The organism is Synechococcus sp. MIT S9509, assembly GCF_047303035.1.
In the GTDB taxonomy this organism is placed as follows: Bacteria; Cyanobacteriota; Cyanobacteriia; order PCC-6307; family Cyanobiaceae; genus Synechococcus_C.
The window spans coordinates 1,020,596-1,038,970 of record NZ_CP138940.1; the positions used below are offsets into that span (position 1 = coordinate 1,020,596).

Consider the following 18,375-nt stretch of genomic DNA (forward strand, 5'->3'; position numbering starts at 1 on the left):
TCAGAATTGCAAGCGTCGTGGCCGGAATACTTGCAGATTGGCCTTACTTTCTTGCAGCCAGGCCTGAATTTGCTGCTTCCTCGTCTGCATATAACGACCAGTATTGGCAAGAATCCAAAACGGGATTTGGATACGCGTTTGAAAGTCTGATATCTGCTTCGGCTCAATTATTGAACGGTGCTGTCAGTGGCGGAATCATGGCCCGCACGTTGTATGGAGGCAAATTGTTTGGGAGCGATATTGAGACTCAATTCGCCTCTAGAGGTGATTGGTTCTACTCCTTAGGGACAATTTCAAAGAGAAAAAAATTATGGAACGTAAATCTAGGCGGAGCTGATTTCAATTTTTCATTATTTGAAAATGATGCAATCTCAGCATCATTGCGATCTGCCCTCGGTGCCGGCTTGGATAACCAAACGCCCCTGCTGGCAGCAAACTCAACTGATCTCAGTGGCAATCAACTGGTAACCCTTCAGGGAGACCAGATTGAATATCAAACGCAATCAGCACTCCAGCAGGCATTAACGGAGTCGCAAGCTGTTGCTTCGAATCTCTCCCTCAGCAGCAACGGAGTTATCACGATTCCTCTGCTCTCTGCTGATCTAACAGAACAGCAACGCTCCCAGCTGCTGGATGACAACGGCAATCTCCGCTCCTTCTATCTCTCACTCTCCTCCGATTCATCCGATCTCGGACTCTTCCTCGATACCCGTGCGCTGATCACTGCCGGCATTGATCCTGAGTCCTTCCAGCCAAATCTAGTCCCCCTCGCCGATGGCTTGAGCGCTATCTCCCTCAATCCTGTTGAGTCCAGTTCTTCTGCTGCTTCCGATCGCGTCTCCATCAATCTCGCTGATCTCTATCAGCTCAAGCCCGGTTCTGCTCTCCCTTTCCAGATCGATCAATCCCTGATCACTTCAGGGGCTTCATCAGATCTCTCCCTTCCCACACTTTCTCTCCGCTATTCCACCACCACTCCCGCCGCTGCTGACTTTGTCGTGCCGCCCACCGGCATGATCGCCAGCACCGATGCCGCCGCTCCTGTCCTCCGTGACGATCTCGGCAGTGCCTATCGCCTGGGTGATACCACCTCCTCCACCATCAATCAGGCCACGCCAACCGTTGCCCCCTATCCCACCGCCTTTGTGATCACAGATGGCGGCGGCTCCATCACCAACTCCACTGAGGATTTCCTACTCTCCGCTCCTTCCTCCGACGGCTCCTCCACCGTCACCGTGCGCGGACGGCTGCTCAACACCAACAGCACTCCCTCCGGCGCCATTGATTCGGCCGTTCTCTACACCACCGCTGAATCCAACGGCTGGCCCGCCACCCTCGAGCTCACCGATTTCACCGCCCGCTCAGCCGACGGCTCCGACGCCACACTCTCCCTCTCCACCGACGCCGATGGCACCATCACCGCCATCGCCATCCCCAAAGGCCAGGCCGGCTCTGGGTATTTCCTCGGTGATTCCGGTGCCTTCACTGCAGCGATCACGCCCGATGGCACACCCGCCAGCTCCGCCAGCAGCGCCTACGCCCTCATCCGCGTCATCGTCACCGATGGCATCGTCACCTCCGCCACGCCCCTCTTCCAACAGCAGGTCGGCTCCTTTGGCGCCAACCGCTCCCCGGATTCCACCAGCTCTGAAGTGCTGATCGAGGTTCCCAACCAGATCGGTGGCATCGGCTCAGGTCTTGAACTCAACCTGCTCACCCGCACCAGCCTCGATCTCAATTACGTCGATGAAACCGATGTCAACATCGGCGGCCACCAAAGCCAATTCATCAATGGCCAATACACCTCCGATGCCATCCTCTCCTACACCCAGGGCGGCCCGACTGACAAAGACACCATCCAGTCACTCGCCAATACCAACAATCTCGGCCTCAACCTTCCGCTGAAAGTTCACAACTTCATCCAAAGTTCAGGCTGGCGCAATATCTCCTTCATCGACCCCGATGACGTCTACACCCCCGGTGTGGATGGCTACAGCTTTGATTCAGCCTCCGCCAATCTCTTCTTCACCGATCAAGAACAAACCTCCGCTCTGCTCTTCTCCAACGCCAATACACACTTCATCACCAACACCCGCGACCTCTACCTGCTGCCTGAGGCGCTGCTGAAAGACTCCTCGATCTATTTCTCCTACCGCCAATCTGATTCCAATAACAACTGGACGCTCTCTAATCCCCAGCTCCTCTCGGATCCCAGCAAGGGCGGCAGCAATTCCAGCGGCATCCTCCAGCCCTTCTTTGCCATTCAAGACGCCGGAATCTCTCCCCTCTACGGCAAGAACAATCAACTGCTCGCTGCCTGGGTGCACACCCCAGAGGGCGGCAGCAACGCTGAAATCCATGTCCGCATCGGACAGGTCGCAACCGGCAAAGCTGCTGATGGCGTCTCCTGGGGTGAGATCAGCGCCATCCCGGTCACCAATGGCATCAACGCAGAAAACCTCACCGCCGATGCCATCACCAATCTTTCGCTTACTTACATCTCCGATCAGCCGATTCTCTCCTGGAGCCTGCGCACCCAGCGCCCCTTCCAGGCCGCTGCGCTTGCTCAAAACCCCGATACCTACTACCGCCTCGATGATCTGCCCTCCCAGGGCACCATCGCCAACATCGCACCCGATGCCCTGATCGCTAACGGGGTCATCATCAGCGGCAATGAACTCTCTGCCGTCTCCAGCAGCTGGCTGGGCCAACTCTCCTCCATGCCCATCGCTTCCGCCGCCGGTGCCCTGCAGCGGCCCTTCGATGCCGAGGATCCTCAACCCGATCAAACCGGTGATCTCAACCCCGGCCTGGCCTTCTCAGGCGGTGAATACGCCCTGCTGCCCGGCCGCAGCACCGATGAACTGCTCGATCCAAACCGCGATCCGGCCACGGGCTTCTCCGCCATCCTCTACGTCAAACCCGACGCCGCAAGCCCCAGCTCTGCTGATGCCGCGCCGCAAATTGCCTCCATCCTCGATAGCGGTCTCTTCAATCCCGATGCAGTGTTGCCCACTGCCGAGCAGCTCTCGCTTCCCATTCAACTGCGCCGCGTTGCCGCCACAGAAGCCGTTGCTCGCCTCGATGACGCAGGCGATCCCCGCACCGATGACGCCGGTACCCCCCTCACCGATACCGTCAACGGCTACCGCTACACCGTCTATCTCCCAGCCAACAGCTTTGCCGACATCGATGACGCCGGCCTCGGCAGAGGCCTCTCACCCTTCAATCTCGCGTTCTTCTCTGAGGCAACCTCCGTCTCCTTTGAAAAAGAAGCCAGCGGCAATCAAGCAGCGCTCAGCAAAACCATCGAGCTCAACAACACTCTGCTCGATTCCGTTCTCTCTTTTTCCCTTAATACTGACGCGCGCCTCACCTCCCTCTCCTCAGGCAACGACGAGGCCGTCCTGACCACCTTCTTTGAAGCTGATGCCGCCTCACCGGGTGATCCAGCCACCAATGACGACAGCACGGACGACAAAACCACCGCCGAGCTGATCACCTTCGACAGCAAGCCAGATCTCGCGATCACCACTCTGCAGCTCCCCGGCTGGTCGCTGCGGCAGCGCATCGACGAAAACGGTGATCAGTTTGTTGATTTCAATTACGGGCTTACCCCCTCCGGCGATCCCCTCACCCTCTCCGCGGCGATCACCCCCGAGCAATGGAGCCAGGTCGCCATCAGCTACGGACCTGATGCCAGCTTCGATCCAGTCGAAATCACAACCACAGACGACAACGGTGAAGCCATCACCCGCTCAGTGCTCCCTTCTGCCGCACGTCTCTGGATCAGTGGCGAGCTCCAGGCTCAGGCCATCGACAATCCCCAAGACCCCGCCGTCTTCCCCTTCCTCTCAACAGACCATCAACTCGGCTACGGCTTCTCAGGGTCCCTCGATGAGCTGATCCTCAACGACAACCCGCTCACCTCAACGGCGCGCACCTTCTCTGATCTTGAGCTCAGCCGCTACGTCAATCCCAACAGCGCCACAGAAGCCACCTTCCAATCCACTGGCAACTTCAACACCAACGATCATCAATGGGCCTGGGCTGAGGCCGAAACCTTCCGCAAGATCGATTACATCCCCTCCACCATCCCCTCAGCCATCAACCCGGGCCCCGTGGATGCTGCCGCCGCCGGCGATTCCACCACCCTCCGGCCCGATGGCAAGGCTGATTTCACCTCCACCATCGCCCTCAATAACCTTGCTCCAGCCAGCCGCCTCCGCGGTCTTCGGATCAACCTCTCCAACGGCGAAACCTTCTCCCTCGGCGCCGGACGACTCTTTCAACGCGATGCAAGCGGCGACACCGTGGCCATCCCTGAGGACAAACGCGGCTCGGTTCTAGCCCTTCTGGCAGACAACGCCCTGCTCAATCAAGGCAGCAGCGGCACCGACCTTGATTACACCGTTCTCAACAACACCGCCACACTCCAGCTCTTTGTTCCCGTCGCAAACGCAAAAGACGGCGACATCCTCACCGCCACCTCCCTCGATCTCTACATCAGCTCCCCCAGCCAGCAGGCCACCGGCAGTGATGTCATGGCGGTGCGTCAGCTGATCTCACCAACCAACACCGTTGCCTTCACCAGCAGCACCACCACACACCCCAGCTCCATCCTCTCGAGCTACTACAACCGAAACCGCATCGAGGCCAACGTCACCCGCACGCTGCCGCGCTCGCTGATGGAGATCGGCAACGGCTTCCAAGCCCTGCTCGCCAATGCCGTTGAACCCTCACTCCCCGACACCGCTCCATCAGACGATCCCAACGCCCAGGCGCCGCTTCCACAGACCTACGCCGAATCGATCGCCCATGCACGCTTATCCGGCCTCAACAACCTCGGCGTCAACACCACCCACAGCAGCCTTGATCTGCTCGCCATCGCCAACCCCTCACTACACGGCATCGGCGGCAACGGCACCAGCCGCGGTGTGCTCTGGCTCCTCCCGGTCGGCGATCCAAACAATTCCGCCAAATCCGATCAGATCGAGCAAAAGCTTCAGCAACTCGACGACTTCATCGCCGCTCCCAGCGCTGCACTCAACAGCGTCGACCTACCAGGCCTGATCATTGAGGGCCGCGATCTGCAATCCATTGGCTCCTCGGTTCTCTTTGCCGATCTCACCGGTGATGGCACCCCCGAGCTGATCATCGGTGCCTCTCAGGCCCAAAACAGCGACGGCTCCAACATCCACGGCGAGCTGATCCTGATCGAGGGCCGTCATCTCGCCACCTCCCTGCTCAACAAGCAAAGCCTCAACCTCAGCGATCTCAACAAACCAGACTCCCCACTTCACAACCACGTCCGCGTCATCCAGGGCGCCAGCTCCTCGGAACTCGGCGCCGCTTTGGCCTTTGGTGCCATCGGCGCCGGCGGCACGAACGCCCTCGCCATCGGTGCACCCGGTTTCTACGCGCCAGTCGACAAAGCTGTTGAGGGCTATGCCGACTACAACCCCAACGGCCCGGACGGAAAAGGCTACAGCGTTGGCGCTGTTCACACCATTGCCGCCAACAACCCTGATCTCTTCCGTCGAGAGATTGCAACTCAAGACATCATCGATGTCGACACCCCCCTGATCACTGGCGCCCTCGAGTACCTCGCCAATGTCAACTACGGCGCTGAGGTCACACCGCGCCGCTTTGGCCAGACCCTCGCCATCACCTCCAAAGACGGAGATTTCAGCGGTGATCAGGTCGCTGATCTCGTCATCGGTATCCCCGGCCTGATCACCCAGACCGAGCTGCTCGCCGGCATCAACCCCAAACTGGTCACCAGCGAGGGCCGCATCAATGCCGATGCCATCGAGCCCGTCCTCGATCAAGCCATCACTCTCCCGCCCGGTCTGCAGTGGCCCGCTGGCGAGGAGGGTGTTCTCGATCTAGACGACGACAACACCCTCGATGACCCCGAGGAAGCAAACTCCGGTGGTGTGCTCCTCCTTGGTGGCGGTCTCGCCAGCAGCAGCAGCGCCGATCAAGCCAAGAAGGTGTTGCTCATCGGAGATACCCGCTTTGGCGGCCCTGCCGCCGCGGGCTCGGCTCTGGCCACAGGCGACTCCCTCACCGGCAACTCCATCGATGATCTCGCCATCGCCCTGCCCTCCGTCAGCTGGAGCAACGGGCAGGTCAACCTGATCGATGGCGCCACCATCCGCTCCTGGTTTGAGCAGGCCACCGCCACCAATTACGGCATCGCCGATCAAACTCGCGATAACGGCACCATCGAAACAGCCGGCACCATTCGCTCCGCCGCACTCGATGCCACCCTCAGCATCTCAGGCGGTGCGGATACCCAGCAATACGGCTCAGCCCTCTCCCTCGGCAGCGACATCAACGGTGATGGCAGCGCTGATCTGGTGATCGGTGATCGCTTCTTTGACAACCAGTCCGGACGCGTCAACGTCATCTTTGGCGCTCCCGATATCGCCACCATCGCCTCCGATGCCGAAAGCTTTACCGCCATTGGCACCACGGCCACCTCAGGCAGCACCAGCTATTCCATCAACCTCGATGTCCCGGACGTCGAGCGCGTTCTCACCCTCTACTCAGCTGCCCAGGGCCAGCAGCTCGGCACCTCGCTGCTCACCGCCAATCTCCACACACCCAACTCAGCCTATGGCACCCAGATCGATCCACTCGCTGATCTGATCCTTCCCACCTCATCGGCTGGATCCACCCTCAACGTCGTCGCCGGTAAGCCGTTCCTCAATCAGATCGGTGGCTTCAATCTGCAGGATCTCGGTGGCGTTGACGGCTACGAGGTCAGCAGGCCCAACAACTCCGAGGAAGCCAACAGCAGCTTTGCCTTCCTTGGTGACATCAACGGCGATGGCCTCAGCGATGCCTTCAATCGCCTCGTCGCCTCGTCCCCAGCCTTTGGCATCTCCTACGGCGGCAACAGTCAGGCCAATCCCAACCAAAGTGACGCCGGCACCGGCGGCTCCGATGGCCTCAACCTCACCAACCAATTCGGCGTTCAACTCGGCACCTCTGCAGACGCTCGCATCAGCTCGGTCCATCGCGCCGGCGATCTCAACCTCGATGGCATCGGCGATCTGATCCTCAATACCGAGTCAACGCCCTCTTACGCGCTCGAGCTGAATGCTGATGGAGTTCTCAGCCTCAGAGGCCCGGGCAATGCCCTCCTCTGGAGCGCCGAACAAGACACCACCTTGATCCAACCGGGCTACGAACTCGGCTTCTCGGCCAACGGCAACACCGACTCCGGTTTTGCCCTGCAGCTCTCTGATCAAAGCAATGCCTTCCTGCAGCTGATCGATCAAGCCAGCAGTGAAGCCATCTGGCAGCCGCAATTGAGCTTTCAATCCCGCAGCTTCAACCATCGCGATCCAGTGCTTGCCATGCAAGCCGATGGCAATATCACCCTCACCGTGACATCAAGCACCCGAGCAGGAGCCGACTACACCAAAACAATTCAACACGTTGCATGGGCCCTCGGAGACAACAACAACCCAACGAAAGATGGCGACCTCAATAATAATTTACCGCGAGATTATTCCTACCTCCTTGCCCTCGAACCCAACGGCACCCTGCGCCGTTCCGCCTACACCACCGGCGCCGATGGCACCATCGAGCTCCTCGATGACAGCGATGCCACCTACCCACTGAATCAGGTCATTCACCAGGCCGAATCAGACAGCAGCAGCGGCCAAACCCGTTACATGCTCCCCGGCGAAACCCTTGCTCTCGGCAGCGGCCAAACGCATTACCTCACCACCAATCCCCCCCTTCAGCTCTCCGCTCCCGGCGGCAGCATTCTCTGGAGCCCGGATCAACCCATCGCTGGTGGCATCATCCGCCGCCTCACCATGAAGGAGAACGGCAACCTCGTTGCTTACAACACCAACAACGAGGCCATCTGGTCGCTGGATCCTCTCAACACTGCAACAACAACCAACTCCTCTTACCTCCTCGCCCTCGCATCCAACGGCACCCTGAGCCGTTCCGCCTACACCACCGGCGCCGATGGCATCATCCAGCTCCTCGATGACAGCGATGCTCACCCTCTCAATCAGACCCTCTACACCGCACCGCTTGGCACCGCTGAAATCGGCATCAGCCAATATCTCCTGCCCAATGAATCGATCTTCTTCTCGCCAGACCAGGCCAGCAGCGCCAATGCCGCGCTGATCACCCAGGCACCTGAAACCACCGCCATGCCGCTGATCGCCGATCAGCTGCTGCTGCAAAGCGGCGGCAACCTTGCTCTGGTCTCAGACAATCAACCCACCCGCTATCTCGGTGCTGACAACAGCTTCCAACTCACTGCAGCCAACGACGCTACTGCTGGTGATCTCCTGCTGGCGCTCGAGCCCAACGGCACCCTCAAGCTCTCGGCGTTCACCACCAATGCAGAGGGCGCGCCTGAGCTGATCACCGGCGATCCGCGCAATCAGGTGATCTACCAGGCACCAGCCACCAATCCCGTCCTCGGGGAGCGCCAGCTGCTGCTCCCCGGCGCGGTCCTCTCCCGTGCCACCAACAGCAACAACGCTCTTCCCTCAGCCCTCACCGTTCAAGGCACCACACTCCCCTCCAGCCAGGTGCTGCTCGGCGGTGATCTGCTCTCCAACAACGCCTTCTCCCAATACGCCGTCCCCGAGACCTTCCAAACCCGCTCCACCTCCTCCAAGCCAGCCCTCAACCGCCTGCTAGCCGATCAAGCGCTCAATCCCGGTGAGGCCCTGCAATCGCCCAACGGCCAGTTCACCGCATCGATGCAGCCCGGCGGCAACTTCCTCATCACCAAGGCCACCGCAGACGGCAATGGGTCCAACAGCAGCACCATCCTCTCCCTGGCCGCATTGCGCGATGCCAATGGCGAGCCCTTCTCCGTCGATCTCATCGACGCGCAACGCCAACTCGGCAGCACACCGGGCACCAACCTGCTCGCCTCCGCCAGCGGCATCGCTTTTGACAACCGCGAATTCCTGACACCTGCCCTATCGCAACTGGTGCCCTTCACGGCAGACACCAGCTCCCTGATCAAGCTCACACCCCCCGAGCAGCTCAGCAGTCCAGACAGTCCCTTCCGCTATCTGCAACTCAGCAACGCCGGCCAACTCGAGGGCATCAGCGCCGCTGGTGAGGTGCTCTATACCTTCGGCTCCGCCAACGCCTCCATCGCTACCCCGGCTGCGCTTCCCCAGGGCTTTTCTCTCAAAAACGACACCCCCAGCACAACCCTCACGCCACTGCTCAGCTCCCTGCCCTCCGCTGCTGCAACCATCAGCGGTTTCTCCCTGGCACGCACTGCCGACGGCAGCCTGGTCAACATCGTCGCCAACACCGACAACCTCTCACTCGATATCGGCAACCTCTTCTCACGCTGGGTTGAACAACTGCTCTCCCAAACGCCGGAACTCAGCACAGACGATCGCGCCAGCATCGAAAGCTTCACCGCAACCCTTGCCGAGCAACTCACACCACTCAACAACCTCAGCAGCAACCCTGACGCCACCAGTTACGACAACCTCCTGGCTCTCGGCCAATACCTCGACGACGAGATCTCTCCGGGCACCGGTGCCAGCTTCCGTAACTTCGTTGCCGGCCAGTACCCCATCTTCCGCCACGATTCGATCACGCTGCTGGATGCCACAAACCAAACCGTCATCGATCCCAGCACCTACTCAGCACGACTGATTGATCGCAACGCTGATGGCCATCAAGAGCTGTTGCTCACATCCTCCGAATCAAGCAAAACCGATAGCCATGCCCTTTTGTTTGACCTGAGCCAGCTCAATAGCTACGGACTGTTGCCCTTAAGCCAGCGACTCAATCTCAACAACGTCAACAACGCGAGCACGTCATGGCATGCCAGCCAGGGGCCCTTACCAGAGGGGAGCGTCCTGTGGGGCTATGCCTCATTGGCTAAAGACCTTGTTCAGAACGACTATTATTTAGCGACGACCAATGCTGGCTATGGCAACCAGCCCTTGCTCGCCTTAACCAGTCCTCCTGGAAGAGACGTGGCTAACGCAACGCGGCAGAACGGCAGCGTCAGTATTCCACTCGGCGATAAAGAGCTTCTTAACCACGTTAGAAGCAATCAAGCCTTTGAAATAAAAATACCCGCTGGCTTCTTCCTGGCTAAAAAACCTAGAGAAGCAGTGATTCGGGGAAGAGAAGGTGACATTGGAGCTGACGCTACCTGGTTCCACCTGGGAAGCGAACAATTTAAATTTGGAGCAGATAATGCAAGCAACCTCGATGGGCTTGCCATTGAAGTCAATGAATATTTTGACAGCGTCAAAGTTTATTGGAATGGCCAGCAATTAGATCAGTTCAACCAATTCACTATTCGCCAAATTGCGGATATGCCCAACCGCGAGGATTACGACGGTATGGGCAAACAAATGAACGAGTCCAAGCAATCCTCTGCTTACCCTTACAACGGAGATGGGTCACATTGGTATCAAAATTTAATGACATATGGCCTCTACGCACGCTATCAACCCAACCCCGATGGTGCATCTGGTGGATCATTGACTCTGAACATGGGTAGCGCTTCGCGCTACAACACGATGACGGGAGGATCGAATGACGTCAGACCTCAAATTATCAACAAAGGAATTAGCAAGCGCTATCAAGTTGATTCCATTCGTGTCGATAGCAATGATCAACTTGCCCTGGAGTCGCGCGCATGGTCTGGCGATGCACCTGGAGCCCATGCTTTAGCAGCCATCGGTTTCAATATTGATAAGCCAATTTCCGGACCTGATGGCTTAGACCTTTCGTCTGCCCAGAATGTTGGCGACCTCAATGGCGATGGCTACGAGGACATGGTGGCCCTTGGCCAGCTCAGCAGTGGCTGGAACTGGGAGTACAGAGGAGAGGATGATGCCTATCTCGATCTTTCTAGCAACAACTTAAAAAAAGCCGACCTAAGACGCTTCTACGAAAACACAGGAGAAAGCTACATTAACAACTGGCCTGACAGCGCTAAAGGCCAATCCACCAAGGAAGTTCATCTCAACTCCCCCTACATCATCTGGGGCAACAGCTCCAATGCACTTGGCTACTGGAGCCTGAGCCCCATTATTCTTGGCTCAACCGAGACATTCCTTGATTACCAAAAAAGAACCGAGCAAGGCTCACTCGAGGACTACGCCAACTTCACCTCCCTTGAAAACATCCAAATCAAAGGCGGAAGCGATTTTAATGGCGACGGTTTTGACGACCTGCTCATTGCAGATTCCAAATTAGACGAGAAGGGCAAAACCTTTATTCTCTACGGCAACCGAGATCTCGGCGATGCCAGAAGTTACAACAACTGGTTCGGCAGCTTCTTTGGAGTGGCTGGCACCCAGAATTCAATCTACGAGTATAGAGAGGCTCTTCCTGAGGGCGACTACCGCAAGGGCAGCTTTTGGGACGGCTATAAATTCGATATCTACATTGACAAAGTATCAGGCAAAGACGGCATCCTGATTCGCGACGGCGATAAATTCAGATTCACGAATGACACTTTTTACAATCCAAACAGCCGGTATTATGATTCACTAAGTCTTGATAACTCTGACAAGTTAAATCCAAACCACTCTGCAAGTTTCCAAGGCATCAATCTCACGCTTGCTCCAGAAGGGGTTCACGTGGATTCGTTCACTGGCATTCCCGGCTACACCATTGATGGCATCGATGGCACCGGCAACACCAACGACTTCAACGGCGATGGCCTCGCTGATCTCTACATCAACACCGAGGCCAATCCAGGCGAAAACCTCGCCACAGAAAGCGCTTATATCCTCTACGGCAATCAGGACCTTGTGATTCCTGATGCCACTGAAATTGACGGCACTCCCTACTCCGACAGCCTCACAGGCACCGTTGTCAATGACAACATCTTTGGCTTTGCGGGTGACGACATCATCCAGGGCCTCGGCGGCCTTGATGTCATCAATGGTGGACCCGGTAATGATCTGATCCACGTCACGGGCGATCAGTTCCGCTCCGTCAATGGCGGCACCGGCACCGACGCCCTCGCCCTGCGCGGAAGCCTCGATCAATCCTGGAATTTTGCCGCTCTCGCCAACCGCATTCACAACATTGAATCGGTGTCTCTGGAGCACTACGGCGCCAACAACCTCATCCTGAACGCCGCTGCTCTGGCCGCCATCACCTCCAGTGAGGGCAATCTGTTTGTCGATGGTGATCAGCACCCGCTCACACCCGCTCAAACCATCCTCAAGCGCCTGCAGGAGTACCGCACCGACGCCGCACTCACCGCCGAGCAGCAAGCCCTCATCGCCACCACCTCCGCCAACTACGCCACCCTCTCAGCCGGAGTGATCAGCGACACCTCGCTGCTCAAGGACCTCAACCAATCCCTCCAGCTTCAAGAGCTCGATCAGGCCCTCTATGCCCTCCAGTTCCCCGATCAAGCCACACCACTCTCGGTTGTTGAAACCCAGCTCAACGCAATCATTTCCAAACTGGCGGATGATTTCGCCTCTTACACCTCCAACAACCTCTTCCTCACCCCAGTCGCCCTATCCAATGCCTACGACTCGTGGCTCAGCGAACGCCGCACCGCCAGCGACACCAGCGACAGCGCTGCACCCTCCGAGCTGGAGCAGATCTTCCTGGAGGACAGCGTCCAGCAGCAACTGAACACCCTGGCCTCCGAGTTCCCCACTCTCTTCCCCGCCTATTTCCCCGCTGGCGACACAACCAACACAGACAGCCGCCAGGAGCCACCCCTCACCGTTCAGGCCCGCAACTTCATCGATCTCTCCCTCCTGGTGGAGAACAGCTACAGCTCGATTGCGGACCTCAGCCAGCAATGGATCACCTCCCTGCGCGAGCAGAACAGTGAGCAGCCCGGCTCCCTCTCCGCCGATCAGCAGGCCCTGCTCACTGCCGATCTCAGCGCCACAACAGACGCCATGGTCTTCCTTGAGGAGCTGCGCTCCGAGATGGCCGACGCCGTGGCCTCCCGCTACGACCGCGTCACCCTCAGCTCCGAATTCAGCCTCTCCGACATCCAGTACCTCGACGACACCGACACCTCCTGGATCTCCTTCTATTCAGCCGCAAGCGGCCAGACCCTAATGGCGCCGGGCTGGATCTCCGTTTCCATCGATCCCGGCCTCACAACCAACCTCACACCTACCGATCCCACACAACCTCAGGTCACCGACGCTGACACCACAGAGCCACCGCTGCTCAGCAGCACGCCCACACTCAGCTCGGACGAACTGCTCCTCAGCAGCAATCAAGACATCTCCATCGCCGCCTCCACACCCACCGTTAACCGTGACGCCTCCTCGATCACCTACACCTTCACCCGCAGCGGTGACACCACAGGCACCACGCGCCTGATCGCCAAAACCGTCGGCGATACCGCCGATCTCGTTCCCCCCTTCCACGCTGAGGTGGTCTTCCAGCCTGGTGAACTGCGGCAAACCATTGCCGTTCCGCTCAACCCCCAAAGCGAGTTGGAGCGACAATCCTCCACCTGGCTCCAGCAAAACCTCCAGGAGTCTGTTCAGCTGGATCTCACGCTCCTCCCCCAGCAGGCCAGTGGCCCGCGCAGCAGCAGCACCCATGCGCTGAGCGCACTTAACGCCACGGCAGCCTTCATCGCCGAGGACACCACACCCGTTGACCCAGCCCAGTTACCGGCCGATGCAGACCAGAACCTGGCGCTGTTCAACACCGATCCTCTCGACATTACGGCTCAATCCCTTGATCTCGATGCCAATGGAGAAGCCGATGCCCCCATGCTCTTCTCCCTGCTGGCGCCAGACGATGCGGCACGCGCAAGCACCGCTCTGATTCAAAACAAAGCCGGCGCCTGGATCACCCTCGAGGATGCTGATCAAGGCTCAGGCGATTTCACCTTGACGCCTGCGACGGATCTGCCGCAGGCCCTCAGCGAACGCGGCGATCGGATCGTCTCCTTCACAACCGTCGATGGCGGGATCTACGACCGCGATCAGACCGTTAATGGTGAGGTCTCCTTCTCTCTGCTCCCAACCCTCACCGCCGAGGCCGCTGCGGAGGCTACCTCCATGCCTCTGCTACTGGTAGCGGGCCTGGAGGGCACGAATCCCCAACGTTTCTCGGGGCTTGAGGCCAAGATCCCCGACAACTCCGAGCTGGTCTGGGTCCGAGCCACCAACACCAGCGAGCCCCTCTCCGATCTGATCGTCAACCTCGATGCCGAGCAGATCCTCGCTGCACCGGGGCAAACCAGCTTCCACGCCCAAGCCGGCGATCTCGTTGGTGCGCTACTCCTCTCCAGAATCACTGCAGAGACCTTGCTGGAGATGCCGGCCGCCTCGCGCCTCACCGGCCTGCAAAAGGACAACACCTGGAGCCTCAGCACCGCCGATTCCATTGCGGCCAACGGCACTTTCTCCTTCCTCTCAGGCAACGCGTCGGTCGCCCTGCGACGCCAGGAGATCGACCCCGCAACCGATCCACGCGATCTGCCCCTGCGCGGCACCAGTGACCCCGACATCTGGAGCGACCAGGGCGATGCCAACGGCCTCTCCTTCTCACGCCAGATCCTCACCACCGGCGCTGCCGACGATCAACTCGGATCGATCCTCACGGCAACAGCGGCGGGCCTTGGCGCCAACCTCCTACTCTCCGGCTCCGGCGGCGACACCCTCTTCCCCGGCCAAAACGATCTGGCCTACGCCGGCAGCGGCGATGACACCATCGCTCTCCATGCCCACTACGCCCGCACCGACACCGGCAGCGGCGATGACAACGTCACTCTCCATGCCGGCGGTCAACTCCTGATCACCGGCTCCGGCGATGACACCATCATCAATGCCACCACCGCCGCATCAACCGACAACGGCCGCTTGCATTCACTCGTTCAAGGCGGCAGCGACAGCGACATCTTTGTGCTCACGAGCCCGGAGCACCCGTCGCCGGCGGCGCCACTGGTGATCACCGATTTCGATTCTTCCTTCGATCGCTTCCAGCTTTATCAACGCGGACCTGAACACCTCGATTTCTCCTCCACCGCAGACGGCGGCGCCATGCGCACCACCATCAGCCACTACTCCGAGTCCCTTGGTTCGGTGGATCTCGCCGTTGTCCAAAACCTCTCCATTGATCAGCTCACCAACCCTGAGCTCTACATCAATGCCGGCCCAGCCTCCACAGCTCTCGATCTCAACAGCACAAACGGCAGCAACCTCCCTGCTACTGACGGCGACATCACATCCACCCTTCACATCGATCATTTGATCAGCACCGGCAGCAACGGCCTGCTCGCCTTTGCCTACAACGCCTTTCTCTTTGATCCAGCCAATCCGGCTGTTCGACCCAGCCTCAAGGCTTATATCCACAACAGCGCAGCTGGCGTAGCGATCGCAGCGGGCAATGACGAAACTGACAACAAATCCATCACCACTAAACCCTTCAGTGACGTTGAACTTTCCGTCATCAAAGGCACGCTCGACACCCTTGCCGATCAACTCGATTTCAACCTCACCTATACAGACGACAGCACCACATCCAACCTCGATATCTACTACGACACCGCCATCAACAGCGGCTCCAGAGGCGCCGTTCATGGCATCGTTCTCAACAACACCAACGGCAGCGAACAATGGAGCGAAATGCTTCTCAATGCCGACACGCTCAGTAGCAACTCAGAGCTCTTCTCTTTTGTAGTCGCGCATGAAATAGGCCATACACTTGGCATGGAGCACCCCTTCGATGGCTCAGATGGCGACAGCCATGGCACCGCCACATCCGGTGCCACCACCGCTGACACCGTCATGGCCTACACCAAGCCAGACGCCAACAGCCCCTGGCCAGACATCTACACCGATCTCGACTGGCGTGCCCTGAAAGATGCTTGGACGCCCACCAATAACGACGCACCCATAACAGACATCACCATCAGCGGCGACAGCGACAGCAACACCGAAACCAGCACGGCCAGTCTGGACAAGACCCCTCCCTCCTCCACCAGCTCAGACATCACCATCAGCGGCGACAGCGATAACAACACCGAAACCAGCACGGCCAGTCTGGACAAGACCCCTCCCTCCTCCACCAGCTCAGACACCACCATCAGCGGTGACAGCGACAGCAACACCGAAACCAGCACGGCCAGTCTGGACAAGACCCCTCCCTCCTCCACCAGCTCAGACACCACCAGCTCAGACACCACCAGCCCGCAAACCCAGCAAAGCGAGACCACCATTAGCGGCGAAAGCGACAGCAACATCGACACCATCACCAGCCTCAATTGGGATCCCTACTGGAAAGGCGTGGATCTGGCCAGCGCAACCGCACTACTCCCTGATTCCGCTCCCACACTCCTCAACGTCCCGGACAGCAGCGCCGCTTCCACCACCCTCACCCGCCTCAATGGCTTCAGCCTCACCGCCAACGCTGGAGACAACACCCTGATCGCTGCCTCAGGCAATCGCCTCGACGCTGCAGCCGGTCAGGACAGCCTGCACTCCACCACCGGTTCAGCCAACACCGTCTTTGGCGGCACTGACAGCGACATCCTCCTCTCCTCGGCCCGTGGTGACATCCTCTTTGGCGGCAGCCCAACCAGCAGCGCGGATCCCCTCACCGACCAGGCCCGCTCCATCGCCGATGGCAGCTCCAACCAGTTCGTCATCGATCTTGACAGCGCCAGCGATCCCGACAACCTAGACATCATCATTGGCGACTTCCAGATCAGCATCGACAGCCTCGAGCTGCTCACCATCAACCCTCAGGACGATCCCATCGCCATCGACAGCAGCACATACCAGCCCATCGCGGCCCAACTGCGCGCCGATCACAACCTGCTGCTCAACGCTGCTCCAAACCTCAAGCCAGCTGCACTGGATCCTCTGGTCCTCCGTCCACGGCAGGCGATCACACTCCCGATCGACGCCCTGATCAACGACCCCGATGGCGATGCCACGAGATTCCGTCTCGGCAAAGCCCCTTATTGGATCACCCTCAGCGACGATCAGCGCAGCCTCACCATCAACACACCCGCCGGCTTCTCCGCCGCCGATCTGGCCAATCTCGTCGATCAGCTCGAGATCTATGCCGGTGATGCGCTCACCGACATCCGCTGGACCCCCAATCTCACCTATGGCGAGGCGACTGAGCCAGAGCCAACTCCTGAGACTGAGCCAACACCAAATCCTGATCCCGAACCAATTACACCCGATCTGCCTGACTCTCCCGTGCAGGATAACGCTGACGGTGAGACTCCATTCAATAGTGACAACCTTGCCGTAATTGATGTTGATGGATCGTTTGAACTTCTTATCATCCCTCCTCAGGATGATGACGAACAATTCATCACAGTTTCTCCTGAAACTTTCTCAGATGGGGTCCAACCCATTGTTGAAGTAGAAGGAGGTGTCACCAATGAATCTTCGGTCAAGATTAGTTTTGACCGAATTCAGGCATCGCCAACTCCGCTTGACCTCAACACACCCACAGCTGGGGGCGGTTCCATCGCTTCGAGTGCTCCAGCTGGAGTCAGTCCTTCAATTAATGGTGTGTATTTCAACTCTGCTGCGGGGGCTGATGAGATAACGGGTAGTGAATTTAATGATTTCATACGAGGCGGTGCCAATGATGATTTCATTGATTCAGGAGATGGCGATGATTTGATCCGTTCAGGCGCTGGCAGTGACATTATTACCACCGGTGAGGGTTTTGATCTTCTCTACTACACAGCTGACCAATTGGATGGATCTGCGGACACTGTCTTGGACTTATCCACATCAGATCGCATTGTTCTCGGAGAAAACATTCGCGTCAGTCTTGTTGACAATGTCGCCACCTTCTCCACAATCATTGATGGCGTGGAGCGTCAATCCTCCCTCACATTTGCTGGATCCTCTGTGGTCTCTGACGATATCTTCATCACTACAATATAGATTCAATACAACATACAATTCATCAACATCAGCTACAAACTCAATGCATCCAACCCACGCCATGCCGTGGGTTTTTTATTAGCATTTTTCGCGACAAGATTATAAAATAAATTGATCTTTTTTGGCTTTAACACCCTCTCAGAAGAATGGCTCTCTTTCGGCTGACGCTGAAACACGCTCCCGACTTCAAGGCGCGATGTTCCACCAGGTTGGTCAACTCATAAATAGTGTGAGGCAATAGAGCGGAAGCGACAGCAAAGACCATAATGACCTCATACCCACTGGTAAGCCATTGAATAAGTTAATGGGACTACATACGGAATTCCCACTGGCAAAGACTTCTATAGAGTCCTTCGTGCGTACGTGCCAGCACCCGGTGCAATCATGACAGTGAAGGTCGAGAGGCAGTAGGGGAAAACGATGTTGGGATACCTGCTTCTTCAGTGTGGACTGATTGATCAGCACAATCACCCCA

General features: G+C 58.1%; 1 protein-coding gene. It reads left to right on the forward strand.

Annotation, left to right across the window (positions count from 1 at the left end; all coding sequences use genetic code 11):
- Positions 1–404: 404 nt before the first annotated feature.
- Entirely contained in the window at positions 405–17,900 is a 17,496-nt protein-coding gene (locus tag SIB73_RS05790; protein ID WP_413402192.1) for a hypothetical protein, read from the forward strand.
- The last annotated feature ends 475 nt before the right edge of the window (positions 17,901–18,375 follow it).